Here is a 23,348-nt window from a genome sequence, read left to right on the forward strand (position 1 = left end):
AGTCGAATGAGTTCGGCAATGTCCACTATTTCACCCCTAATGAGTCGATGACCTGGCGCGCAATTGCCATGCGGTCGGCTTTAGTGAGTCCCAGCAGCTGCCGCTGCGGGTATTTGGCCATGGCGCCGGATTCGTTCACCTTGTCGCGTAGGCCGAGCTGGTGAGCGCGGGCGATGCGGGCGGCGACGCCAGAAAAACCGACAGTGGCGCCATTGGCATCGGCGCGCGCTTTCAGGTAGCGGGCCGTGCGCAGCCGGCGGAACATCGGATCGGCTTTGCTGGTATCGCGTCGCGTTTGTGAAAAATTGATATCAAGATATCGCTTGATATCCTCGCGATAGAATGAGCGAATCGCTCCCCGATCCACATCAAACCCGGTAATCATGCGGCCTCGGCGGCCTTTTGTTGTTCGCCAGTTTTTAAGTCGTCGAGTCTCTCCGCGGACGTATGGCTGCGCCCAGATAAAGCTGATCCCAGCCTGTGACCTCACAACCTTTCTGCGGCGCTTTTCGAATTTAGATCCGTCGGGGTTTTCCTGGCGCGCAATGCGACGCGACTGGCGTTGGCGTAACATACGCCCGACTTCACGCGCCGTGCGCATGCGTCCTGCCGGCGTCATGCCGCCGAGGATGGCGCCGAAAACCTGATCCAGCTGCTGAAACAGCGCGGCATCGCCATTCATGGCTGCATTTCCCCGCTTTCTGGATCAAACACTACCTGCCAGTCGCCACCGCCCAGACGCGGCTTATCTTCAGCCAGATGCTGCGCCATAGGTTTACCGTTCTCGCCGGCAGTGACGATCACGCGCTCCCACACCGGCACCTTGAGCAGAATGTCGGCGCTGTCGTCGCTGATAATGTCGGCGTCGAACTCAATGCGCTGGTTCTCCTCGGGGTTCAGCAGCAGATCCGGCTGGTTCTCCCACACCCATGCCAGCAGGGGCAGCATCAGGTCATCAACCTGGCCGGGAAAATCCATGGCCAGCACCTGGATCGGGTAGATGTACATGAACGAGCTTTCGCCGGTGGCCATGATCTCGATATGGCCTTTTTCCACCCATACCGTGAATTGTTCCGGGTTGGCCTTGCACCAGGTGTTGCTGGCGACCAGCGCTTCACGTAATAACTCGGCTTTTTTCACTTGCTCCCCCTTGCGGCTCGCCGCATTTCCAACTCACGAATGGCTGCCTTGTCGGCGTTGCAGCTGTCCAGCGCATCAAGTAATGCATCCGCCCACGGCGCCAGGCTGCCGTAGGTCATCGGCACCGGCGTCGCCGGCGTGTCAGTGCTGGCCGTCCGGCTGGCCGGCAAAGGCTCGTGAATAATCTGCGGCACGGACTTCGGCGGCGCGCTTTTGCAGGCTGTCAGCAACAGCAGCAGGCACAGGAGCAACAGCACATCTATCGCTATCCAGCGCGGTCTTGATGGTTTCACGTCGTTTCTCCCCGTTTGCGCTGCGCTTATCACCCAGCGTCTTTATGGCGTTATCAATCGCACTCACGTCAGCGCGCAGGCTACGCAGCTCTGCCATCACGGCATTGGCATCGCCGAGTTGACGCTCGGCACTTGCCTGAGCCTGCTCGGCCAGTTCCCGCTGATGCTTTTGCCAGGCGATGCCGGCCAGAGCCATCAGCAGCAGTAAAACCAGTACCGATACCGTTTTCATTTTTTCCCCTGCAGTGTCGGATCGGACAGGCACCAGGCTTGAAACTCTTCACGCCGGTTCACCAGCCCCTGCATGCGCCGGCCACCCGAATTCACGAAGTCGGTAAGCCGGTTACAAACGCCGATCCAATTTTTTGCCTGCGCATGCTTCCAGAGGGTGGTTCTCTGTTTGTTACCCTGTCGGTTGGTAAACCAACTGATGCCGGTGCAACCGACGTTAAAGCTGATATCGGTCAGCGCATCGAAAACAAACTGCGGTGCAGCTGCGCCGTTAAAGTTCTGGTTAATGCACTTTTCGGCGCGGACCAGGTCGTTTACCCAGCGTTCGGCAATCTCGTCGAGCTGGTACGTTCTGTTTTGGACGCCAGCTGTTGAACCGATCCCGACCGTCAACACGCCGGCGGGGCAGTAGTAGGGGGTTCTACGGCAGTCTTCATACTTGGCCATTTTCTGCTGCGCCGCCTGGCTGGTGCGCACCTTCTCCGGCCAGGTTGCGCCGGCAATGGCGATGACTGCGCCAACGCTGCAGGCAATAAAGCGTTTTTTCACCGGGAACCCCCTTTAAGTGAGCTGATCAGCTCCTTAACTTCCTGCCGGTTCTCGGCATCGCTGCGCACTGCGGTGATCAGCTGAGCCAGCAAGGCATTGGTCTTATCCTGGCTGCGAGACACGCGGCGGCGATGGATCTCACCCAATACCGCCGCGATGACACCAATCACCAGACCGCCGGCAGCCAACCATTCGCGCTGCGTCATCATGCCGACGCCCATCAGCAAGGTTGACCAGGAGAACGTTACCCAGCTCCAGAGGCGATCAATCAAGTCCATAGCTGCACCGCCTCCCGTTCGGTTGATTGCGCAATGTCGGGCAGCTCAATGACCTGGCCAACGGTTAAGAATATTTGCTCGGCAATGCCGGGATTGGCTGACAACACTGCCTCAGTAACGCCCTGAGTGGTGCCGTAATGGCGCTGACAGAGCAGATCCAGCGTGTCGCCCTGCATGGCTTTTACTTTCACTAAAACACCTCCGCCAGCGAGCGCACATTGCCTTGAATATCAGCGATCGCCCAACGCACATCCCGCCAAAGATCCGCCGCCTGCAGGGTCAGGCCGGCAGCATGCTTCTCGCCGGCGTCGCCGGTGCTGTCTACGTCGCGGTAGTTCTCAATAAGCAGGGCACGGGTCAGGCTGTACACGGCGCGGCGAAAGCGGATCACCTTGATGCTCTCACCGTTGATTGCCGTTGCCGGCACCTCATCAAGGCGAGCAAAACCGGCTTCTTTCTGGTGCGCCTGCCAGGTTGTCAACTGCTCGACAACATGGGCGAGCGCCTCAATGGCTGCATGCTTCAGGCGTGAGGTGGTCACTGCACCGTTAATGCGCATTTCCACGCGGATATTGCGCAGGGCAATCTCCGGCCAGAAGCTGCCGGCATTGATTTTTTCGCCGCCATCATCGGTATCGGGCACGTCGTCGGCGGCTGGGGTGACGGTTCGCCCGGCAACAAGACTCATGGCCTTATCTCCTCAAAGGGTGGCGGTGGGCGAGCGGCGAAAAGCAGACGCCAGGCGCTGCAGATTGCCGCCCGCGCCGCCAGCGCACGGGGCGCAAGTCGTTTATTCGGTCGGTGCCGGCTTGGCGTTTTTGGCCACGGCCTTACCGGTCTTGGCTTTTTTGGCTGGCGCCTTACGCGTAGTGCTGCGCGGTTTGCGTGCCTTTGTGGCCACCACAGTCGCTTGCGGCGATGCGGCAGTATCATCTTGAGGCGCATCAGCGCTCTGGCTGGCCTTCTTCACGGTGCGGCTGAGGCGCTCAATCTCTTTTTTCACACCGGCACCGGCGTCCAGTTTCAGCGCCTGGCGCAGCAGCGCCAACGCCGTCGTCTGGTCGGCAACCGTGCCGTTGCGCAGAGCAAAACCGCGCACCTTGAACAGCTTGGCCATTACCTGATCCGGCATATCCTGCCCCTCGACAATTTGCGCGAGCTCGTCAAGTACGGGCTGATATGTGGTGATATCGGCACTGTCGTCGGCTTTAACCTGTACCAGGATTGGGTCGCACAACTCTTCAACCAGTGCGGTCGCAGAGGTACGGTGAAAACGGTCAGGCATTTTGAGACCATGCGCGATGACATAGCGCCCGATGCGCACGGCCAGCGGATAATCGCCGGCGTCGATAGCCCAAATCATCAGGGTGACGATCACCTCATCCTGGCGGCCGCTGTTGCCGTCGAGCGTTCCCTCGATCCAGCCCGAATAGTGAGGCAGCAGCTGTTTTTTCATCTCGGCTTTTGCCTGGTCAGACTGCACTTTCCTGAGTGCACTCTGATCCATGCGTAGCCGGTGCAAAATCTGTTCGTGTGCCGTGCGCGCGGTTTCCGACAGTTCTTCGGCTTTCCCGTGGCGCTCAGCCATCACCTTTTGAAAGTGACGTTGTGCCGGTGTCAGCATTGTTTTATCCCCGAAAGGGGCGGGCATCGCCCGCCCGATTGATTACTCGCCCGTTTCCGCGGCTTGCGCGAAGGTGATGCCGTCGATAAACGCGACGTTGCCGTAGTCCTCGATCACGAAATCATCGTTGGAGGATTGATAGGTCGCGACGCGGTTATATTCCGGCTCTTCCTTGATGGTGCGGCGCAGGCTGCCGCGCTGGTAATACAGCGACAGGTTCTTGAACGGCGTGATCAAGACACCGTTTACCGGGAAGAACGGCGCGATAAAGGTCGGCATGTTCCCTACGCGCTCCTGCGCAACGATCAGCTGACCGGCCAGCATTTCGGTGTTCGGGTTGGTCTGGCTCATCGCGTTGATGGATGGGAAATTGCTGGTTGTCAGCAGGTCGCCAGCCAGGATCACGACGTTGTCCGGGTTACGCTTGTGCCATTCGTCCATCAGGCTGTTTTTGGCGTCATAAACCGCGGAGGTCAGGTTGCCGTAGGTGCCTTTGGCGATGATCTTGTTGTCATCGTCGCGAGCGGTCACGGTCACGTCAGAAATCACGCGATGCGGGGCTTCTTTGCGGATTTTTTCCAGCCAGCCGATACCGCAATCCTGCAGCAGCGGGTTGGCTGCGCGGTCGGACGGATCGGCGTATTTAACGCCGTTAAAGCCGATCATGATGCGGTCAAGCGACATCTGTCGCGCCATGGCCGCGCTGATCAGCGGCTGGAAGTTAGGCATGTGCGCCCAGGCGTCCAGCTGTTCGTAGCCAATGCCGTAGTCGTAGTTGACCTTGCGGCACATGTAATCGAACGGCTCCATCTTGCTGTTATCACCAGGGTTGCGCCGGGTGGTGGTGCTGTTGTTGACGCCGGCCAGCGGACCTTTACTGCCGATCAGCACTTTCTGGCCGATCTGCTGATTGACGCCGAACACGTTGATTTTGCTCAGCAGCGAGTCGCTTTCTTGGGCTGCGGCTTCCATTTTCTGCTGCGCAGTCGGCGATACTGCAAATTTTGCAGCGATAGCGGCAGGCGATACGCCGTTGAGCTGTGCCTGCCGGGCGATGTACTGATCAAACAGTGCGCGGGTATTGTTATCCATGTTTCTCTTCTCTCATTGTGAATATCAGTAATCGGCCATCTGCACGTTGTTACCCCCGCTGGCAGGCGGTCGGTGGCTGAAGTTGCCGTCGGTGCCGGCGATCTTCTGCTGCAGCGCAGCGAGGTCGGCAGTCAGCTTGGTAATGGCCTGCTGGTTACTTTCCTGTGCCTGTTCGGTACGGCTGAATTGGTCCTGCATATCGGCCTGGGATTGCGCCACGGCTTCCACCGCTTCATGCACCTGGGTAAAGCGCTGATCGTCCGTCTTCTTGCCTTTTCCAAGGATCCCCATGACGCGGTTAAACCACTGCTTCCCCTCATCGCTGCGTTGGTCGTGCAGCTCAATCAGCTCAGCTTCTACCGCTTCGGTAAAGAGCGTCGGTTCGGCGTCTGCGGCGCTAAAGCGCATGATTTCCCCACGCTTCTCGGCAGCAAACTTAATCCTTTCCGTGCCCAGGCTTGCCGGCGAATCGGTCATCGCCAGGCCGACCAGGTAAGGGCCGCCCGTGGTGTCAAGGTTGGGGTGGATTTCAACGCTGGAATAAACCTTTTTTCCGTCGTCGATCAGTGCGGTCATGCGGGCCGTTGGCTCGATTTCTGCGAAGAGCGCGGCCTCACCGGCAAACGGCCCCTCAGAGATATCCTCAGCGGATAGGGCAGTCACATCGCCCATAGCGCAGAAGGCACTATCTGGGAACGGGGACAAGATATGCTCGACGTTGACGCGGGCACCATAAACCGACGGGTTATAGGATGCCGCTATCGCGTGGAGCTGATCGCGGGTTACCTTTCGGCCGTCAATGGTGGTGCCGGAAGTCATTACGCGAAACTTTTTGCGGGTTTTTGCCATGTCTGTTTGCTCACGATCTGTTGAGTTCCCGGAGATGATGGCAGGCTGTTAACCCGTGCCTCAACGCGTTGTTGTTGTCGCAGAACGCTGACAGCCGGCACTGCAAGAAAGCCTCCGCGCGCGCGGGTTAATCTCCCCGGCATGAGATGGGGGAGACGATGACAATCCAGGAAACATTTACCCGGAATCGCGCCAGGCAGCTTTATTGGCAGGGCTACCCGCCTGCCGAGATCGCGCGTTTGATGGGTATCAATCAGAACACGGTTTACGCCTGGAAGAAGCGCGACGAGTGGGACGACACGGCGCCGATCCAGCGCGTAACGACGTCAATAGATGCCCGCCTGGTGCAACTGACCGGCAAAGACAAAAAGACCGGCGGAGACTTTAAAGAAATCGACTTGCTGACGCGCCAACTTAAAAAGCTGGACGACGGTACAGCGTCAACGCAGCCGAAAAAGAAGGTCCGTAAGAAGCAAAACTACTTCTCGGAAGCACAGATCGCGCAGCTGCGGCGCAACATCCTTGATTCGCTGCACTGGCATCAACAGGGATGGCTCGACAATCACCACCACCGCAACCGAATGATCCTGAAAAGCCGCCAGGTTGGAGCTACCTGGTATTTTGCGCGCGAGGCGCTGTTGCGTGCGCTGTCTGACGATGTGAAGTACAAGCACCAACTGAACCAGATCTTTCTGTCGGCCAGCCGCCGGCAGGCGTACCAGTTCCGCAACTTTATTCGCTCGGCTGCGGCTGAAGTTGACGTTGAGCTGAAAGGCGGCGACATGATCCAGCTGTTCAACGGCGCTGAGCTGCATTTTCTTGGTACGTCAGCAGCTACAGCACAGTCGTATACCGGCAACCTGTATTTTGATGAGTTCTTCTGGGTAGCACGTTTCGCCGAGCTGAAAAAGGTTGCCGGCGCCATGGCGACGCTCAAGGGGCTGACGCGCACATACTTTTCTACGCCGTCGGCAGAAAGTCATGAAGCGTACCCGTTCTGGACGGGGGAATCCTTTAACAAGGGGCGCTCAAGCAAGAGCCGTATTGAGTTCGACACGTCATGGAAAACGCTCAACAGCGGGTTGATGTGTCCCGACAAAACCTGGCGCCAGATTGTCACCCTGCAGGATGCCATCGATCACGGCTGGGACTTGACAGACATTGACGAGATCCGCGACGAGAACAGCCCGGAAGAATACGACAACCTCTACGGCTGCCAGTTTATCCGCAACGGTGATTCGGCGTTTGATTACAACATGCTGCTGGGCTGCGGTGCGGATGGCTATGACGACTGGCTTGATTGGAAACCGTACGCTGCCCGACCAATGGCCGATCGCCCGGTCTGGATTGGTTATGACCCGAATGGCGCCAGCGGCAAAGGCGACAGCGGGGCGATCTCGGTGAATGCCGTGCCGCTGGTTGGCGGTGGTAAGTTCCGCACCATCGAAACCCAGCGCATTCGCGGCATGGAGTTCGAACAGCAGGCGAATCTGATCATTGGCATGCTCGATCGCTATAACGTGCAACACATCGGCATCGACGGGCAGGGTATCGGTGAGGCCGTCTGGCAACTGGTTAAAAAGCGCTTTCCGGCAGCAGTCTGCTATCAGTTCAACCCGGCCAGCAAGCGCATGCTGGTACTCAAGATGCAGCAGATGGTCCGCGGTGGTCGCTGGGAGTATGACCGCAGCGAGCGCGACCTGGTGACGGCCTTCAGCGCTGTGCGCAAAGTGGTGACGCCCGGCGGGGTGATTACCTACGACACAGACCGATCCCGCGGCGTCAGCCATGGTGATTTGGCCTGGGCGACGATGCTGGCCGTGGTGAACGAGCCGATGGGGCAGGATGGCAGCAATTCGATGACAGTGATGGAGTATTAACGTGAGCAAACGAAAACCACCACGGGCGCGGCAGCAGAGCGAACCCAAAACCGATCTGGCGGCCGAGCTGCAACAGCTCCCCGGCCTCAGTACCTTCTCTTTTGATGGTCCCTGGCCGGTCACGTCATCCTATGATCTGCTGGACTCGATGTATTGCGCCAACAACGGCCGTTATTACGAAACGCCGATCAGCTGGTACGGATTGGCCCGCCAGTTCGGACACGCCAGCTGGCACCAGTCGGCGCTTATCTTCAAGCGTAATGTGCTGGCCGGCTGCTTCATCCCGCACAAGCTGCTATCTCGCCAGGCGTTCTCTGCGTTTGCGATGGATTGGGTGGTGTTCGGTAACGCCTACCTGGAGCTGCGTCGCAACATGCTGGGCGGCCCGCTGGCGCTGCATCATACGCTGGCCAAGTACACCCGGCGGGGCGCTGACCTGGACACATACTGGTTTATCCAGGCCGGCGCTGATGATCACCAGTTCCCGACCGGCGCTATCTGTCACGTTATCAACCCGGATATTCACCAGGAGATCTACGGTATGCCGGAATACTTCGCCGGCCTGCTGTCTGCCAATCTGTCGCACTCGGCGGATACGTTCCGCAAACTGTATTACGACAACGGCAGCCATGCCGGCTGCATCGTCTACGTCAACAGCGCCATTGCTGACCAGGAAAGTCTGGATAAGCTGCAAAAGACGCTGACAGACACACGACGGGGCGGGGCGTTTAAAAATATCCTGCTGCATGCTCCGAACGGCGGTAAAGACTCGGTGCAGATCCTGCCGTTTAGTCAGATCTCAGCCAAGGATGAATTCCTGGGGGTTAAGTCCGCAACGCGTGACGATATCCTTGCTGCACACCGTGTGCCGCCGCAGCTGATGGGGGCAATGCCGGAGGGCAACGGCTCGTTTGGTGACGTAGAGAAGGCGGCGAAGGTGTTTGCCATCAATGAGCTGACGCCGATCATGGAAGCCATGAAGCATGTTAACGACTGGATGGGGGAAGAGGTGATCCGCTTTAACCCTTACGCCTTACTCGACGTCGATTGATCCTCTCTCTGCAGTATGGCCGTCGCTATCTATGGCGGCCACTTCTCGCACCTTCACTCGCAATCTCTTCACAACATTAATCTTTTACCCGCCGGTAGTGGCTCTCAGCGGCCGCCTGCCGCGTTTTTTGCTGCGTGATGCTCTGCTGCGGCCATTTCAGCGTGAGGGCGCTCAGCGACCTGTTCAGGCGGTATATGCCACCCTACCTGCACCCCATTCCGCGCGCTTGCTCCCCCGCCTCGCCTGCGCGCAAAACATGTTTGTTTTTGTGCAAGGATCGAAAGGGATCGAACCCGCACCGCTGCTGGTGCGGGTTCGCATTATCATAGATCGAAAAGTTGTGCAAAATCGTGCATGTTTGTACAAATGATGAAACAAAATTTTGTCGTGATATCATAATTCAATAACGGTAACTATTCGTACTCCGTTGTTACGAATAATTGTTGTTAATATTCATGGTGTGAATTTTTATTTTAACCGAAGAGGTAGAATAGCAATGAGATTGACTGCTCCTGAAAAAAAATTTAATGATGGTTTTAGTGAGGAACATGATACGTTCCACCGAAAAAAACTTCATGACATAATTATTAGAGTGGCAACGAATGCTCCGGATAAAAGCCTAGTCTTGGCGCTTGATGACAAGTGGGGTAATGGGAAGACTTCTTTTGTAAAAATGATGTGTTCAGAAATAAATAAAAATCACTCGGAACAACTTGATGTTATTTATTTTGATGCATTTGAAAGCGACTACCAATCAGATCCTTTTGTTGCTCTAACTTCAAAAATATATGAATTAATAAAAAAAGATGAAGGGAAGCTAAAAAGCTTGGGTGAGAGGTTAATATCACTTGGTAAAAAATTAGGTGCATCTTTTGCTATTAATGGCGCCAAACTTACTGTCAGTGCGTTGACAGGCGGTTTAGTGTCGGGGACCTCGGTTGAGAAAGCAAAGGATGCTATCGTTGACTCCATTACCGCACCGATTGAATCTTATGTGGAAGAAAAAATAAAGAACAGTGAAAATGAACTAGCTACAATTGAAAACTTTGGTTCCTTGCTAACAGAAATACATAAAGAGAGTGGGAGGAAGATTATATTTATAATTGACGAGCTTGATCGTGCTCGACCTGACTTTTCTTTGGAACTATTGGAGAAAGTTAAGCATATATTCTCTGTGGAAGGCTTCGTATTCCTCCTTGTTATTAATCGTGAGCAGTTCGAAAAGAGTATTGAGTGCCGGTATGGAAATATAAACTCTAGGCTTTACCTCAACAAATTTATTCATTATTGGTTTACTCTTCCTAAAGAGAACTTAATTTCATCAAGCCGATTGTTAGGTTATGAGAAATCAACAATAATGAGGCACCTCTTCTCTCTGGATGTAGGGAATAATCTATTTTCTAGAAGTGGTTGTCTTGTTAAAACTATTTCATATCTTTTGGAGCTTAATGGGGGGTCATTACGTGAGGCCGAACGCTGTTACTCAGTGTTTGCAGTTATGATAGATCCCGGGGAAATAAATAGATATCGGCATGAGTTTCTTTTTGTGGCCATTGGTCTGGTTGTTTTTCTGAAAGTACACAATCCATCTCTCCTTATTGATATTAAAAATAAAGTGATAAATGTTGATGACGTACTATCCCAACTTTCGATAAACGAAAGCATGCATGACATACATGAATTTTACTATTTGAAAGATATTCTGGATTACCACTATCTTGATGATTCTGAATTAGCATCTTCTGAGAATAGAGAAAGATTTTCTTATATATCAGGAGTGACTGGCAGACGAGTGAGATGGCTCGATACTATGTATGAGCAAGTTGAAGGCTTTACTGTTGGTTAACACATTTATGCCCCGCCATGAGAAGCGGGGCTAAAATATATGTTGCTCAATCTGAGCCTAGTTGTCTCTGAATCCTGTAATGATATCTTCGCAAAGCTCCACGCATTCATTGCAGATATATACCTTTGGTGCAGTAACCATCTTGCTTACTTCGTTGTTGCCTTTGCCACAGAAGCTGCAGAAGTAATCATTGTTCTCTGATGGGGAGACCGCAGGAGGCCGTTCGTTCTTTTCCATTGCCTTAAAGCTCGCGTGATTTCTGCGTACAACGCGAGCGCAGCCTACCAGCTCATCGGCGGTAATATTCTCTGTTAGCATGACGTTCTGAAGGCGGCTGGTGATGCCTGCCAGCTTTTTGGCATGATCAGAATGATGTTCTTCTTCCGGGAGCCAGTGCCGGTAAATTTCATGTGCCATAAAAAACCTCTTATTCCTCAATATCCTTTTTTGATTCTAGATAGTCACGTTCTGCTTTTTCTATCATTTCTTGATGCTTTGGATATTCTCTGAACACACCTTCGGTGGATTCATTCACCGGAGGATCTATAGGCTCTACCGGTTCGCTTCGCTCTTCCCACGAAGATTCACGATATTTCAGCCATTGTTGGTATTCATACTCACTGTTACGGTAATTTCTGTCACTTTTCACCATTTTACCCCTTTCTCATGACTGCTCTTTTCAGACGGCCAAGCAGTGCTTCCTCATTTTTGCGTTGAACATCTTTTGTTACCTGTTGCACCTCGCGCTGACGTAGTTCAATTTCCTCGCGTCCCCAGCGTTTTTCTGTACATTTGAGGCAAAGACCAACGTCACCAAAGATGAGATCTGCGTCATGTAACGGCGCGCAACACATTTCACCCTGGCAATATTGTTGTGTTAGCTGTTCCTTAAGTTGGCCTGATGGCGTCAGGAATAGCGTTCGATCGCCGACTTTCAACCTGGATCCTTGCAATAGGATACTTGCTCCGGCCGTGTACTCAATCCCTTCAAGTGTCAGCAGCTTCATCAGTCGTGGGTTAACTTTCGGGAGTGTTGAGCAGTCAACGAACGGTGTCGGTATTGCTGCACCTGTTTCTGGCAACTGCGACCTAATGCGCCTTAATAACTGGCGTCGTTCACGTGGTTGCATTGTTTCAAAGCTCTTGTATTCCTGTCCTTCCTCAGTGGTGCAATTCTCCAGTATATCGCTCGGATTTCGCGCAGCCGGACAGTTATTGCCACGAGTCCAAGGGGCGGCGGCTGCGCCTTCGCCTTCAAGGTCAACCCCCTGGCGTTCGGCTTCGCCGCTCGCCGGTTTACGTTTGCGCTTAAGTGTCCAGGTGTCGGGGTGGGTGCAAATGCGTGATGCCTCACCCAATACAGGCGACCAGACACCAAAGATCTGAATGCCGTGTTCGCCGTAGTCGTTCGGCTTCTCTGCCTGCAGGTAGGCGGTGTGCACAACGTGATCGCGGCGTGGCGTCAGGACGCCGCCCTGTTTCATGATGTAGGTGGCAATACAACCGGCATCAGCGGCGCTCATGACGTCATCCATAGCCTTGTCGGTCAGGCGTTGGTTTTTCCTGGCGTCGACGCCCTGGCGGTCTAGCTGCGTCGCTAGTCGGCGCAACTCCCGGTAAACCTGGCGTGACGGGATGCCGAAAAACTGGAATTGGTGGATGCGGTGCAGGCTGGCCCAGCCGAGTGCATGCTCGACAGTGTCGGCCATGCTTTTGCCGCTTTCGTGATCGACCGGTGGCGCGCCGGTGTCTTTGTTGGGTTTGCGCAACGGCTCGGCGTCCAAGTTCTTGCCGATATAGGTGGCGATATAGCTGATCGGCGAGCCTTTCTCTGCTGTTATCAATTCGGTTTTAAAGCGCGGGGTGATGTCGTTCCCCAGTTCTGCCCGATCATCACGAATGGCGAACGTCTGCATGATGCCGATAATGTCGTCACGGTCATCGGGGCGGCAAAATACCATCATGTGCCAGTGAACCGTTCCGTCGTGGTGTGGCTCTGCAACACGAATGCCGTACCAACGCAAGTCGTTGCGGTTCAGTTTCTTTCGCACGCTGGCAAAGAAGCGATTGACCAGGTAATCATTGCTGTCGCGCACGGTCTGCGCCGTCCATTTCGGGTTTAGCCGCCCGTTGGATTTGGTGGCGTGAAAGCGTGAAGGGGTGGTGATGGTGCACCAGACAGCGCAATCACCACGCATTTCAGCGATCTCCTGCATACCTTTGACGGTGGTCATCATTTCAATGCGGCGGTGGCGCGGATTGCTGGGGCCGGCATAGAAGGCGTCTTCGAGATCGATAGAGAAGCCGTCATCATTGGTTAATTCAAACGCCTTCAAGAATTCGCGAGTACGGCGGCGTTGTTCGCGGAAATGCGCCAGTGCGTCGGCGCTGATGTAGGCTGAGTCCTGTTTGCGCACCAGGCCCGCCGCGCGCAACAACTCCTCACGCCAGCGGCACCGAAGTGACCACAATTTACTGAACCACCAATTGGCGCAGCACAGACGGGAGATAGCGCCGGGGATCTTGTCGTATGGCGGTTCCCCGCGGCGGCGCAGGTATGGGTTCAGTGATTGCCAACTGGGCGGGATCACGCCGAAGCGTTCCGCTTCTGTTCCGAGCGTGACGTAAACGCGCAGGATTTTGTTCTGGGTGGCGTCGCAGGAAAGTTGGCTTTTGCACTGCTGATCGAGCAGTGATTCAAAGTGCGCAGCGGTAAACGTGGCAAGCAGCTGCACCGCGCGTTTGTCCAGTTCCGGCAGGCGCAGCAGGTCGTCAAGGCGTTCGCGGCGCGCGACCAGCTTCAGACCAAATGTCAGATGTTTGTCCCGCATTCTTTCTATGCGGGTCATAACCGTCTTGATAGTGCGCAGAATGTAGTTGCGCGACAGCTTCTCACCGTTGCCTTTTTTGCTATTGCGGATAGCGTTAATCCTCGCCAGCAGCGGCGAACGGATGAAATCAGGCTGTACCATAAGCGTATCCAGTACAGATTGCGCTTTGTCTTCCCCGCGGCGCTGCTGCGCCAGCAAGGATAACTGCGATTCCCGATCGCGCTCCCTGTCAGTGGTGATCTCTATCCAGCGCTGGCGGCGCTTTTGGGCGGCGGTCAGTTGCGGCTTTTCTTTGGCCTCTTCGGTGTATGGGTTAATGCCTTTCTTTGGGGCGTTCCATGAATAAGGCCAGTCAAAAGCAACTACGCCGCTGCCCGGGAAGGACGGCGGCGGGGAAGGGGCTGTGCGGCTTCGGGTGTGTTTCGTCATGTACCGTTGCCGTTATTAGTAAAAATAATTTTTCAGTGATGCGAATGGGATCTCCATTTTTTCCGCCACCAGTTTCAAACTCATCCCTGAGCTGTATAGCTGGCGAGCCGTCTCAATATCTGCTTCTGGATATTTTCGGCCGTGGTATGCGTCACCGTGCTTCCTCATCTCAACTCCAATCCTGGCCGCACGCTGGCTGATGGCTCTTGCCGTTCTGCCGAGCAAATGGCCGATCTGTTTTGCTGTCAGTGTGCTGGCATGGTCTTTTAAGGTCTTATCTTCTGCGCTGCTCCATCGTTTCATGCTAAGGCCCTCATAGTTGCGATAATCTCCCCGGCGCGAGCTCGTCCAGCAGCTGCTGCACTGACAGACCGGCGGGCGGTCGTGGTGGTGATATCGAAATCGGAATACAGCTCCAGCGCTGCGGTGGTTTCGCTATTTGATGCCACGACGTGGCGGCCTCGCTTTGCGGCGATGCGCAACATGCGCGCCAGCTTCTGCTGCTGTTCGCTGGTAAAGCCGTCGGTGTGATAGCTGGTGAAATTGGCGGTGGTGCTGGCTGGAACGTACGGCGGATCGCAATAAATTACGTCACCGGCCCGAGCCATCCTGATTGCCTCTTGAAAGGTGCAGCACAGGAATACGGCTTTTTTCGCCTTGGCTTTTTCCGAGAATGCGCGGATCTCATCTTCGGGGAAGTATGGTGATTTTCGATGACCGAACGGCACATTAAAGCTGCCGCTCAGGTTATAGCGGCACATACCGTTGAACCCGTGGCGGTTCAGGTAAAGGAACTGCGCAGCGCGATAGAGGAAGTTACTGTCGCAGCGCAGATTGAAGTCAGCACGGACAGTGTAGTAGCCCAGTTCGTCGCCGTGTTCGCTGAACAGATTGCGCGTCTCGCGGATCAGTGGTTCCGGCAGCTCTTTGGCGACGTTGTGGAAGTTGATCAGGTCGCTGTTGATATCGCATAACAGATAGCTGTCGTAGTCGGTGTTAAGGAACACCGAGCCGGAACCGACGAACGGCTCAACCAGGCGCTTACCCTCGGGGAGGTGCTGATGCAGTGTGTCAATAATGCCGGCTTTGCTACCGAGCCATTTAAGTGGAGTGCGGATCATGGATTACCCCTTGATATGCCGTGCTTTGGCTTCGTGAATCTCCTGGCAGGTAACACAGCGTGTTACGCCGGGAATAAGTACGCGGCGCGCGTCCGGTATCAGGTCGCCACATGCTTCGCAGAAATATGCAGAAGGCCCGTATTGATGCGGGCGGGCTTTGGCGATTTGGTTAGCGAGTGTCAGCTCACTGAGTTCTTGTGCAGCGTCGAGAAGATCAGGCATTTCTCCCTTCCTCATTAGCCGTGTTGGGTGTGGTCGTTTTGTCACCGTTGTCGATGTAACGTCTGATACAAATACAGACGAGTAGAGTTGAGGCGATGAGCGAACTGGTTGCCCAGAACGCGAATATGATGAGAAGAGTGCTCATCGTTTTTTGCTCTCCACGTTGTAGGTTTCGTGCGTCATTAGCCTCCAGTCCCTGCCGTCGTTCTTACTCAACAGGCGCCAGCGGTGGCCGATATTGATTTTCAGATAGCCGTAAGGCTTGATTCGGGTGAACACGCGGCGGCCAAGGCGAAATTGCTTCAGCATGGCTATTGCCTTGCGGTATATGTCAGGACGTGCGGCGGTGCCGGCGAGGGTAATCACTGGTTACCTCCGCTGGTGCTTTGATGGCTGTCGATCCAGTCTTTCAGCGTGCTGATAATCTGTTCTTTGGTCATGTTTCCGACAGCCAGGCGATCGAGTTTGCTGCTCAAAAGGTCGAGAAGCTGGACCCGCTCAGAGCGGCGGGCTTTTATAAATGCAGCGTGCAATTCATCGTCATGCATATAATCATCCCTCGGTTTTGGGGTGTAAGAAGTCCGCCACCTGAAAGGCGGAGTTTTAATTACTTTCTGTCGCTCTATTTCAGTAAGCACTGCATAGCGCTTACTGAAATAGATGCCGGTTTTTAGCCATGCCGGCTCATGGTGGTGACAACCTATCCGCTCTAATGCAGCCCATTCTTTTATAAGGGCGCGACCGAATACTGCCGATTGTCACGTAATAAGATGCCGGGATTACGCGCCCGGCCGCGTTGTGGTATCTTCGTTATGCCCGCCAAGTTCCTGACCGAACACGGGCATAACGACCATCCCACCACAATGAGGAGCCGCTATGAGCGACAACGATAATTCACAGTCCCGCGATAAATCTGATGACTTCCATGTGCTGCATAAACCTGCGCCACCGGAAGATGACGACGAGGAGTAAGGTTCATGACAAAACAACCGACTGAGTATGATTTGCGTTTCCGTATTTGGTACGGCTATTGGTTGGAAGTTATGACGGAAACAATTAATCGCCGAATTGATATTTCGAGTAATGCTGTAATGCTTATTCTTGGCGCAGGTATTTTTGTTAATAGTGATCTCAGTCAGTTGTTTGGTGCTATTGTCGCCGTTATTAGTGGCATTCGAGTGGCTTGTCAGCATGGAAAAAAAGCCGAAGCCGCTCGTCAGCAAAGTAAACGATACCTTTCGTTGATTAACGAAATGCATAATCTCAGTGTTGACGAGATGATTTCTCGCGTGAATATGCTTGAAGAGTTTGACAGTAATGCTCTTTCCAGCCTTTTCAATCCGGCGAGGAATAGAGCAATGATTTCTCTTGGTAAGAAAAAACACCATGAAAAACTCTCCATTAAAGAACGCATGGTTTCTTGTTTAGCTGGCGGTGTGCCGCGTTAATTCAATAATCAGGCCGGGGAACTGGTCTGATTTATTTAGCCAACCTCAACTATTGGAATATCCCCGTTACTACAACGTGATATTAGGTGATCGATAACTAACGCAGTGGCGCCATCGCCGGCGGCCTCCGCAGTGCTCAATAATCCAGTCAGGCCAATGCTCAGGCGGAACGCGTAATCGTTCATTGATACCTGGCGAACGGCATCGGCAACCGCTGATGCTTGCTGCAAATTTTTTGCTTTGGTGTGGTACTGCTGCAGCAGCTCTTCAATGAGAGTTTTATACGCCTGTTTCATGCTTTCCCCCGGCTGTTGAGCATTGTGTCTATGGTGCGCATGGCTTCCGCCAGCGCGAAATCCCGACCGAAATAATCCCCGTTGCTCATCAACTGATACGCCGTGCGTTCGGTCGCGCTATGGCGTGGACACTTCTGGATAGTGAACCCGCGGTAAACAAACGTGTGCTTTGATAGCTGTATCAGGGCGTTGTGTTGCATACGGCTTCCTCAGCTATTGTCGATTGCGTCTTTCAGCATCGCGACGAGGTTTACCTCAACCTTGTCTTTCGCGTTCTTTTTCGGGCGGATAATGATGCGCCCATCTCTGACCATCCGGCGGCAAGTGCCGATCGGAATGTTCGCCAGCTCTGAATACCTTTCCAGCGAAACGTAGGCTGTTTGAACAGAAATATTGATAGTTACGTTTCCCATCCCTGCGCCTTATTCAGCTGTGAAGTGTTCAAGACCACGGAGGTAGATCAGTCGAGCCATGCTTGAACTGGAGCGGCTTTCGCGTGTGGCAATGGCGTCCAGTTCGGCGCGCTCTACCTCTGATAGGCGCATTGGAACCGGGTTTTTGGCAGCAATCCCACGAGGCAAACGTGAGCGCCGTTCATGGAGTTCTTGTTTCATAGTGGTATATTGTGATCTGCTAAGTGTCTGTGACTTACATTCTGGTATCAAAATAAATACCAGTCAAGAGATTTGTATGAAAATAGATATAGGCTTGCGTTTGCGAGAGGAAAGAGAGCGCCTGGGGCTGAGTCAGACAGCAATGGGAGAGATTGGCGGTGTCAAGAAATTGGCCCAGCTCAAGTACGAGAAAGGGGACCATAGCCCTGACGCTGCCTATCTGGCTGCGTTGTCCAAATTCGGTTTGGATGCTCTGTATGTTGTGACCGGAGTTCGTTCAACAGAAAACTTAAGCGATGACGAACAAGAGTTACTTGGCTATTTCAGAAAAGCGCCCCTTGCGGTTAAAGCTGCGGCCCTTGCTGCTTTAACCGCTGGAACTTCCGCAGTGGATGGCAAACAAACCGATTCGAAGGCAATCAATGTTAGCGGCAGCGGCCATCGTATTGCCGGCAGGGACTACAACGAGCATAAAAAATGAGGTAGATGGGGGTTTTATGGGGAATGACTCTGGTGGCAGGGATAACCGGATTGCTGGGCGTGATTTCAATGAGAAACATGTAACAGCAGAGCATTTTGTGGACGGGCATCAGGTCAACATCGCCTTTCCTGCTGCTGAGAAAGATACGCGGCCATTAGTTCCTGCGCAGCGTAAGCAGCTAAACCAGCTTGTTGCATCCGTAGCCGAGGCTGGAGATGAAGAGGCCTTCGAGGTATGGCGGCGCGTACATGCTGAAATTGGTGTTGAGAACATTGAAAAAATGACGGTCGGCCAATACCAGCCAGCCTGCAGTTATCTTCAGGCGCAAATGGATTTGATCCGTGAAAGAGCCCATAAAAAAGAGTTGATATCCGCTCTGCTGAAGATCAGTACAAGCAGTGATCTCCGCTTTAAGCTAACCCAATACTGCCGGAAAAGTTTTGGCTCCAGTCATTTAAAGACACTCAGACGCTCTGATCTGCAGCAGGCTCTATTGTGGCTGGATGACGAGCGTCACAAAGAAGAACCAGCCTCCGCAGAGCCAGCCCCGGCAATGCCATGGTGGCGCGTAGCGTGGGAATATCCGGTATTCACCGGTTTGGCTTTCCTCGCTGGTGTCGCTGTTCAAATTATTATTGATTATTTTTATCTGGGTCATTAATGGCTAGTTCTTCAAGTCTTGGTGGTTCACCGAGGATATCAATAAACGCAGCAGCTCTATCTGCGGACTCTGATGGGGCCTGTGGAATGGGCTCTCCTGAGCGTGAGGTTTGCTTGCTGCAAACTGATATCCATTCCCCCTTATCGTTATCGATCATGAGCATATTAATGTTCGAACTAATGGAATTTGTCCCTGTTCCTGGATGATTAACTTGAACCCTTACAACAGTATTGTTACCTGGGAACAGCTGTTTAATGGCCAACCCAAGGAAGAAAAAAGCACTGTTTACTTTGCTGCAAAAATTTGGAGACAGCCCTAAGATGAGTCGCATAAAAGAGATCCAGTTTTTTGTCGAGAATGTCAGCGTAGAAGATTTTAACACCGTACTTAAAAGTGAGTCTATTGAGGTCGGCAGCGTCATGACGTTTTCACCGACCAGCTTTGAGAAATTTTTAATTCTTGCCGAGAACATTATCCCAAAGGCTAGAGCTGTTATTGGTGCATTACAAAAATTAGTCAGTTTGCATAAAAAAGAGGTTCACATTGACATACAAACCAAGGATGGCTCTTGGTTAAAAGCTGATGTTAAAGCAAATAATGCTGAAGATGTGCTGAGATTGCTCGATAAAGCGGAGAATATGTACATAAGGGTAACTGAACGTGACCGTTCGTAAGTTACCCAACGGGAAGTGGCTGTGTGAGTGTTATCCCTATGGAGCATCCGGCAAACGCATCCGCGTGACGCGAGCGACCAAAGGAGAGGCGTTATCGTACGAACGACGCATTATGAATAGCGTCAATAGTGCCGGTGTTCAAGGCAGCACCCAGCGCCTCTCTGATCTGGTTTCCCGTTGGTATGAAATGCACGGTAAATCCCTGACGTCGGGGGAAGAGCGGAAAAACAAGCTCGAGGCTATTTGTGAGCGCCTCGAAGATCCCTATGTCGACCTTTTCGATAAAAACATGTTTGCGGTCTACCGCGAACGCCGGCTGCGTGGTGAGTGGAACCAGAAGGGCAAGAAGCAGCTCAAAGAGGCTACGGTTAACCGTGAATATTCCTACCTGCACGCTGTTTTTTCTGAGCTGAAGCGCCTGGGAGAATGGGAGCGAGACAACCCCCTTGATGGTATTCGCCAGTTTAGAGAGGGCGAACAGGAGCTGGCATTTCTGTATGACGATGAAATCAGAAGGCTGCTCGACGCCTGTGATGCGTCAGCAAATAAAGATCTCGGAAAGGTTGTGCGTGTTTGTCTGGCCACTGGTGCCCGCTGGGGCGAGGCTCAAGGGTTGAAGCAATCTCAGGTTATGCCGGGCAGAGTGACGTTCACGCAGACGAAAAGCAAAAAGAACCGGACTATCCCTATTTCGGCGAAGCTGCAGGCGTTGCTGCCGAAGAAACGGGGCAATCTGTTCTCGCCGTGTTACGAAGCCTTCGAGCATGCGTTAAAGCGTGCCGATATAGAGCTGCCTGCAGGCCAGCGAACGCACGTATTACGGCACACATTCGCCAGCCATTTCATGATGCGGGGCGGCAATATTTTGGTACTGCAGCAAATACTGGGGCACAGCTCTATCACGATGACTATGCGATATGCGCATTTTGCACCTGAACACTTGGATGCGGCTGTATCCCTAAATCCTTTCGACAGCATTCAAAAGGACTGATTATTATGCAAGCTAGCAAATTAGCTAACTTCCGTCATCTTTTGTATGGTTTCCTTCGATTTTTGATTTGGATACTGACGTTTAATGCTGTCCTGGTCTCTATTATTTTTTCATACGGCTATGGCTTTTGGTCGTTTCTGATACCTGTTGGTGTGTTCATTTGTGGTTGTTTTTTATACTGGAAAATTCCAATGAAACCTACTGAAAAAGTGATGAATGAGGGGGCAAGGGAGAATGGCTAACCTGACAAACAAACTTGTATCAAAAACATTTGTTGGGGTGGCTAACGCCATTGGTGCTATGGCATTAGTCATTGCTGGATATTTTGCGTTCGTCTCCGACTCTGAACACAAATACACCTTGGCTTTTCTATCTTGCGTAGGACTTGTACCTGCTTATTTAGTATACCGACTGGCAATGCGTTTTTATGATGGTGTGTAGGCTGAATTTGGCTGTGAGCCGTGGCGATGAAAAACCAACTAAGCGCTAGAAATAGCAACCATGCGCAATTTTATTATGATAAAAATCATAACCTTATGATTTTAAAAAGTCTGTCGTAGTTTTTAAAATCCCTCGGCTTATGGCTGTGCGGGTTCAAGTCCCGCCCCGGGTACCATGGGAAACATCAGAATAATCAAAGCAATAAGCAGTGTCGTAAGCCGCCGAAAGGCGGTTTTTTTGTGCCCTTAAAACATCATTCAGAAAATGCTGTCAGTATCCCGGATGATCGTGCCGTTTGCCTTAAGCTCGCTTCCACATCATAGGAACAGGATGTTAAAAAGCGCATGGAACTACGGCTGCGTGTTTACAACGCCGGGAGTGCGGTTATCTGTTTCTCTTTCTTACCATCGTCGAGAGGCATTTTGCTATCAGGCCTACGGCAAAGCCGATAATGCCGATAAATGCGATATACAGGCCGGCACCAAAAGCTAATGGCATCTCGCCACTATCGGTGCTGCCGGGGAACTCTACGCTGAGAATAGACATGGCGATGCCGATGATAAAAACGATGCCGCACAGGGAGTAGTAAAGCTTGACCATATAGTCCTCAGGTTAGCGCTCCCTGCACGGGTAGCGATAAGCGTGATATTGTTCAATCTGCCGCGTTTGATCTGGTTGCCAGCTCACTTGGCTGTAATCAGTTTTCATATCGATAGGCTTCGGTGCAAAACAGCACGACGTCAGGAAGACGCCGTTGGATAGCGTCTTTGACCGCCACGCATTCCGAGCGGGTCGGGTAAACCGTTTCAGTAGCCAATAGTGCGTCGCACGCATCATAACCACAAGGGCTGACCAGCAGAACAAACCCGAGCAGGCTTCCAATCATTGCTGATACTCCAGGTTGGGTGATGGAGATTCTGAGCGATTGGTATGGTGGTAACATAATCAACCATGCCGGAGGTTTCAATGGTTGGTTATTGTACGAGGGGCTGTCGGGTTATCAAAGGTGGCTTATAACAATGTTATTTCAATAGGTTACTTATCGCCTGTGTAGTTATTAAGTCTATAGGCCGTGAGTTTAAAATTTCTTGATTGATGGTGGCCGCAGGGGGATCCGCGGCGTCAACGCCGAGTCTTTTTACTCGCCGTTCCCAGCGTGGATTATATCAAGCGGAGATACCGATAAACCTCGGTGTCTTTGCCTGCTGGGTCAACATTCAGAATGATATTCCTGGGCCGCTGAGAGTGATGTTATCCGAACCAAAGTTAGGGTTTTCGCCCCTACGTGCTCGGATTTTTTCATCCTTGGTCGGCTTATGCGTTGCCGCCTGGTCTGGTTGTTCACCCGGCTTTTTCTCGCATCCAAAACCTTGGCAAAGCGAGGGCGATGATAGTGATATTCCATCACTGGAACAGGCATTGAGTAATACAGTCATCAGCAATATAACTATAATCCTAAAGTTCATTTGTCATCCATTAACATTGATTGAATAAATAAAAAATATATCACCCTTATGCTTTACTGGCTATCCTATTACGACGTGTTTTTATCTCGGATTGCCTATGTGGTCAGCCTTTGAATCCATAGCGATAATAATTATTTGTGAATGTGATAACGTGGCTTAACTTTTTATAAAGGGTAACGGCATCGCAGGCCAACCAGTAACATGGGTAATAATGCGTTAGAGATGGTGCCATGAGGCGTTTTTTATTGTCTGTGGAACGTCTGAGGCAAAAAAATCCCCTCGCAAGGAGGGGAAAGGCATCAACACCAGGGAAAATCTTTCACTGACGATGATACGGGAGTCTATATTTTCGAATTTGATTTATGTCAATGAATCTGTTGCAAAAATGCATCGGCAGTATGAGGTTTTATGCCGTATTGTATGTTGAATAAAGGTCGTTCCTGGTCTATGGCATGTTAGTGATAACGCGGAAGCTTGATGGCATGTGTCGTAAAGGTGTCTATGTCTTTGCAGACCACGGGGTTAGTGCTGCCGGCATAAAAAAAGACATGCAGATGCTTCTCGGGGAAGTACACAAGGTCATCGCCATTGCGAAAGCTGATTACCCGAAAAGGCGAGCCTTCCGCCGTTTTATTGCGTTTTACACCCGCCGCAACCTGAAAGTGGCGTTCAGCCCATTCCAACGTGGTCAGGCCATAGTTAAAGCGCGTGACCGTCATCAAGGCCCGTTCTGGGCAATCTAGGCGTAATACGCTTGCAGTGTGTCCCAAAACGGGTGTCAGGATGCAAATCAGGCTGGCTGTGGCGATATTCAATGTTTTTAACACGTTTCCCCCGTAC

General features: G+C 52.6%; 34 protein-coding genes. 10 read left to right on the plus strand and 24 right to left on the minus strand.

Going from position 1 to position 23,348, the window contains the following annotated elements; genetic code table 11:
- Nucleotides 1–25: 25 nt before the first annotated feature.
- The 10 genes from TAN611_RS09300 to TAN611_RS09345 form a co-directional block, all read right to left on the minus strand.
- The gene (locus TAN611_RS09300) at nucleotides 26–682 is read right to left on the minus strand and encodes a phage virion morphogenesis protein (RefSeq protein WP_203067590.1); all 657 of its coding nucleotides are present in this window, start codon (nucleotides 680–682) and stop codon (nucleotides 26–28) included.
- The gene (locus TAN611_RS09305) at nucleotides 679–1,140 is read right to left on the minus strand and encodes a phage tail protein (RefSeq protein ID WP_203067591.1); all 462 of its coding nucleotides are present in this window, start codon (nucleotides 1,138–1,140) and stop codon (nucleotides 679–681) included. Before TAN611_RS09305 ends, TAN611_RS09300 begins: the two co-directional genes overlap by 4 nt.
- A 141-nt stretch (nucleotides 1,141–1,281) precedes the next feature.
- Nucleotides 1,282–1,665, minus strand: a complete 384-nt coding sequence (locus TAN611_RS09310; RefSeq protein WP_203067592.1) for a DUF2570 family protein — start codon at nucleotides 1,663–1,665, stop codon at nucleotides 1,282–1,284.
- Nucleotides 1,662–2,213 carry a lysozyme gene (locus tag TAN611_RS09315; RefSeq protein WP_203067593.1) on the minus strand — a complete coding sequence of 184 codons (552 nt, stop codon included), beginning with the start codon at nucleotides 2,211–2,213 and terminating at the stop codon, nucleotides 1,662–1,664. The genes TAN611_RS09310 and TAN611_RS09315 overlap by 4 nt, the downstream gene beginning before the upstream one ends.
- On the minus strand, nucleotides 2,210–2,491 hold the full coding sequence (locus tag TAN611_RS09320; RefSeq protein WP_203067594.1) for a hypothetical protein: 282 nt from the start codon (nucleotides 2,489–2,491) through the stop codon (nucleotides 2,210–2,212). The genes TAN611_RS09315 and TAN611_RS09320 overlap by 4 nt, the downstream gene beginning before the upstream one ends.
- Complete coding sequence (locus tag TAN611_RS09325; protein WP_203067595.1) at nucleotides 2,482–2,682, minus strand: tail protein X; 201 nt, start codon at nucleotides 2,680–2,682, stop codon at nucleotides 2,482–2,484. The genes TAN611_RS09320 and TAN611_RS09325 overlap by 10 nt, the downstream gene beginning before the upstream one ends.
- Nucleotides 2,682–3,179 carry a head completion/stabilization protein gene (locus TAN611_RS09330; protein ID WP_203067596.1) on the minus strand — a complete coding sequence of 166 codons (498 nt, stop codon included), beginning with the start codon at nucleotides 3,177–3,179 and terminating at the stop codon, nucleotides 2,682–2,684. Before TAN611_RS09330 ends, TAN611_RS09325 begins: the two co-directional genes overlap by 1 nt.
- 102 nt (nucleotides 3,180–3,281) lie before the next feature.
- Nucleotides 3,282–4,115 (minus strand): phage terminase small subunit, encoded by an 834-nt coding sequence (gene gpM / locus TAN611_RS09335; RefSeq protein ID WP_203067597.1) that lies wholly within the window; start codon nucleotides 4,113–4,115, stop codon nucleotides 3,282–3,284.
- A gap of 42 nt (nucleotides 4,116–4,157) precedes the next feature.
- Entirely contained in the window at nucleotides 4,158–5,207 is a 1,050-nt protein-coding gene (locus TAN611_RS09340; RefSeq protein WP_203067598.1) for a phage major capsid protein, P2 family, read from the minus strand.
- A gap of 24 nt (nucleotides 5,208–5,231) precedes the next feature.
- Nucleotides 5,232–6,056, minus strand: a complete 825-nt coding sequence (locus tag TAN611_RS09345) for a GPO family capsid scaffolding protein (RefSeq protein WP_203067599.1) — start codon at nucleotides 6,054–6,056, stop codon at nucleotides 5,232–5,234.
- Between the two features lie 158 nt (nucleotides 6,057–6,214).
- On the opposite strand from TAN611_RS09345, the gene TAN611_RS09350 reads away from it, so the two are divergent.
- The 3 genes from TAN611_RS09350 to TAN611_RS09360 all read left to right on the plus strand — a co-directional run bounded on the left by TAN611_RS09350 (nucleotide 6,215) and on the right by TAN611_RS09360 (nucleotide 10,833).
- The gene (locus tag TAN611_RS09350; protein ID WP_203067600.1) at nucleotides 6,215–7,936 is read left to right on the plus strand and encodes a terminase large subunit domain-containing protein; all 1,722 of its coding nucleotides are present in this window, start codon (nucleotides 6,215–6,217) and stop codon (nucleotides 7,934–7,936) included.
- Nucleotide 7,937: 1 nt separating this feature from the next.
- Nucleotides 7,938–8,987, plus strand: coding sequence for a phage portal protein (locus TAN611_RS09355; RefSeq protein ID WP_203067601.1), 1,050 nt, complete (start codon nucleotides 7,938–7,940; stop codon nucleotides 8,985–8,987).
- 496 nt (nucleotides 8,988–9,483) lie between these two features.
- A complete protein-coding gene (locus tag TAN611_RS09360) occupies nucleotides 9,484–10,833 on the plus strand; it encodes a P-loop NTPase fold protein (protein WP_203067602.1) in 1,350 nt (449 codons plus the stop codon).
- A gap of 57 nt (nucleotides 10,834–10,890) precedes the next feature.
- Here the strand turns inward: TAN611_RS09360 and TAN611_RS23645 are convergent, their stop codons facing one another.
- From TAN611_RS23645 to TAN611_RS09400, 8 genes are all read right to left on the minus strand, one after another.
- A complete protein-coding gene (locus tag TAN611_RS23645) occupies nucleotides 10,891–11,250 on the minus strand; it encodes a ClpX C4-type zinc finger protein (RefSeq protein WP_304621753.1) in 360 nt (119 codons plus the stop codon).
- A gap of 10 nt (nucleotides 11,251–11,260) precedes the next feature.
- Nucleotides 11,261–11,485 (minus strand): hypothetical protein, encoded by a 225-nt coding sequence (locus TAN611_RS09370; RefSeq protein WP_203067603.1) that lies wholly within the window; start codon nucleotides 11,483–11,485, stop codon nucleotides 11,261–11,263.
- A 1-nt stretch (nucleotide 11,486) separates the two neighbouring features.
- On the minus strand, nucleotides 11,487–14,093 hold the full coding sequence (locus tag TAN611_RS09375; protein WP_203067604.1) for a replication endonuclease: 2,607 nt from the start codon (nucleotides 14,091–14,093) through the stop codon (nucleotides 11,487–11,489).
- Between the two features lie 15 nt (nucleotides 14,094–14,108).
- Nucleotides 14,109–14,396, minus strand: a complete 288-nt coding sequence (locus TAN611_RS09380) for a hypothetical protein (protein ID WP_203067605.1) — start codon at nucleotides 14,394–14,396, stop codon at nucleotides 14,109–14,111.
- On the minus strand, nucleotides 14,393–15,214 hold the full coding sequence (locus TAN611_RS09385) for a Dam family site-specific DNA-(adenine-N6)-methyltransferase (RefSeq protein ID WP_203067606.1): 822 nt from the start codon (nucleotides 15,212–15,214) through the stop codon (nucleotides 14,393–14,395). Before TAN611_RS09385 ends, TAN611_RS09380 begins: the two co-directional genes overlap by 4 nt.
- Before the next feature lie 3 nt (nucleotides 15,215–15,217).
- Nucleotides 15,218–15,436: a TraR/DksA family transcriptional regulator gene (locus TAN611_RS09390; protein ID WP_203067607.1), complete on the minus strand. Its 219-nt coding sequence runs from the start codon at nucleotides 15,434–15,436 to the stop codon at nucleotides 15,218–15,220.
- A gap of 141 nt (nucleotides 15,437–15,577) precedes the next feature.
- Nucleotides 15,578–15,802, minus strand: coding sequence for a hypothetical protein (locus TAN611_RS09395; protein WP_203067608.1), 225 nt, complete (start codon nucleotides 15,800–15,802; stop codon nucleotides 15,578–15,580).
- A complete protein-coding gene (locus TAN611_RS09400; protein WP_203067609.1) occupies nucleotides 15,799–15,984 on the minus strand; it encodes a hypothetical protein in 186 nt (61 codons plus the stop codon). Before TAN611_RS09400 ends, TAN611_RS09395 begins: the two co-directional genes overlap by 4 nt.
- A 429-nt stretch (nucleotides 15,985–16,413) precedes the next feature.
- Between TAN611_RS09400 and TAN611_RS09405 the strand changes: the two genes are divergently transcribed.
- Nucleotides 16,414–16,884: a hypothetical protein gene (locus TAN611_RS09405; RefSeq protein ID WP_203067610.1), complete on the plus strand. Its 471-nt coding sequence runs from the start codon at nucleotides 16,414–16,416 to the stop codon at nucleotides 16,882–16,884.
- Nucleotides 16,885–16,919: 35 nt separating this feature from the next.
- Here TAN611_RS09405 and TAN611_RS09410 read toward each other — a convergent pair whose 3' ends face one another.
- Genes TAN611_RS09410 through TAN611_RS09420 form a run of 3 tightly spaced genes read right to left on the minus strand, consistent with a single transcriptional unit; the run spans nucleotide 16,920 to nucleotide 17,593 of the window.
- Nucleotides 16,920–17,180 (minus strand): hypothetical protein, encoded by a 261-nt coding sequence (locus TAN611_RS09410; protein WP_203067611.1) that lies wholly within the window; start codon nucleotides 17,178–17,180, stop codon nucleotides 16,920–16,922.
- Nucleotides 17,177–17,380 (minus strand): DUF4761 family protein, encoded by a 204-nt coding sequence (locus TAN611_RS09415; protein ID WP_203067612.1) that lies wholly within the window; start codon nucleotides 17,378–17,380, stop codon nucleotides 17,177–17,179. Before TAN611_RS09415 ends, TAN611_RS09410 begins: the two co-directional genes overlap by 4 nt.
- 9 nt (nucleotides 17,381–17,389) lie before the next feature.
- Nucleotides 17,390–17,593 carry a DNA-binding protein gene (locus TAN611_RS09420; RefSeq protein ID WP_203067613.1) on the minus strand — a complete coding sequence of 68 codons (204 nt, stop codon included), beginning with the start codon at nucleotides 17,591–17,593 and terminating at the stop codon, nucleotides 17,390–17,392.
- Nucleotides 17,594–17,870: 277 nt separating this feature from the next.
- Between TAN611_RS09420 and TAN611_RS09425 the strand changes: the two genes are divergently transcribed.
- From TAN611_RS09425 to TAN611_RS09450, 6 genes are all read left to right on the plus strand, one after another.
- Nucleotides 17,871–18,275 carry an XRE family transcriptional regulator gene (locus TAN611_RS09425; protein WP_203067614.1) on the plus strand — a complete coding sequence of 135 codons (405 nt, stop codon included), beginning with the start codon at nucleotides 17,871–17,873 and terminating at the stop codon, nucleotides 18,273–18,275.
- 16 nt (nucleotides 18,276–18,291) lie between these two features.
- The gene (locus tag TAN611_RS09430) at nucleotides 18,292–18,936 is read left to right on the plus strand and encodes a hypothetical protein (protein WP_203067615.1); all 645 of its coding nucleotides are present in this window, start codon (nucleotides 18,292–18,294) and stop codon (nucleotides 18,934–18,936) included.
- A gap of 254 nt (nucleotides 18,937–19,190) precedes the next feature.
- Nucleotides 19,191–19,610, plus strand: a complete 420-nt coding sequence (locus TAN611_RS09435) for a hypothetical protein (RefSeq protein ID WP_203067616.1) — start codon at nucleotides 19,191–19,193, stop codon at nucleotides 19,608–19,610.
- Complete coding sequence (locus tag TAN611_RS09440) at nucleotides 19,597–20,601, plus strand: tyrosine-type recombinase/integrase (RefSeq protein WP_203067617.1); 1,005 nt, start codon at nucleotides 19,597–19,599, stop codon at nucleotides 20,599–20,601. Before TAN611_RS09435 ends, TAN611_RS09440 begins: the two co-directional genes overlap by 14 nt.
- Before the next feature lie 5 nt (nucleotides 20,602–20,606).
- Entirely contained in the window at nucleotides 20,607–20,843 is a 237-nt protein-coding gene (locus TAN611_RS09445; RefSeq protein ID WP_203067618.1) for a hypothetical protein, read from the plus strand.
- Nucleotides 20,836–21,042, plus strand: a complete 207-nt coding sequence (locus tag TAN611_RS09450; protein ID WP_203067619.1) for a hypothetical protein — start codon at nucleotides 20,836–20,838, stop codon at nucleotides 21,040–21,042. The genes TAN611_RS09445 and TAN611_RS09450 overlap by 8 nt, the downstream gene beginning before the upstream one ends.
- Nucleotides 21,043–21,426: 384 nt before the next feature.
- On the opposite strand, the gene TAN611_RS09455 is transcribed toward TAN611_RS09450, so the two are convergent.
- The 3 genes from TAN611_RS09455 to TAN611_RS09465 all read right to left on the minus strand — a co-directional run bounded on the left by TAN611_RS09455 (nucleotide 21,427) and on the right by TAN611_RS09465 (nucleotide 23,335).
- Nucleotides 21,427–21,642 carry a hypothetical protein gene (locus tag TAN611_RS09455; protein WP_197951788.1) on the minus strand — a complete coding sequence of 72 codons (216 nt, stop codon included), beginning with the start codon at nucleotides 21,640–21,642 and terminating at the stop codon, nucleotides 21,427–21,429.
- 97 nt (nucleotides 21,643–21,739) lie between these two features.
- On the minus strand, nucleotides 21,740–21,928 hold the full coding sequence (locus TAN611_RS09460; RefSeq protein WP_105230689.1) for a hypothetical protein: 189 nt from the start codon (nucleotides 21,926–21,928) through the stop codon (nucleotides 21,740–21,742).
- A gap of 1,035 nt (nucleotides 21,929–22,963) precedes the next feature.
- Nucleotides 22,964–23,335, minus strand: coding sequence for a hypothetical protein (locus TAN611_RS09465; protein WP_145961138.1), 372 nt, complete (start codon nucleotides 23,333–23,335; stop codon nucleotides 22,964–22,966).
- Nucleotides 23,336–23,348 lie beyond the last annotated feature (13 nt).

It is taken from the genome of Serratia sp. Tan611 (assembly GCF_905188235.1).
Taxonomy (GTDB): domain Bacteria; phylum Pseudomonadota; class Gammaproteobacteria; order Enterobacterales; family Enterobacteriaceae; genus Serratia_B; species Serratia_B rhizosphaerae.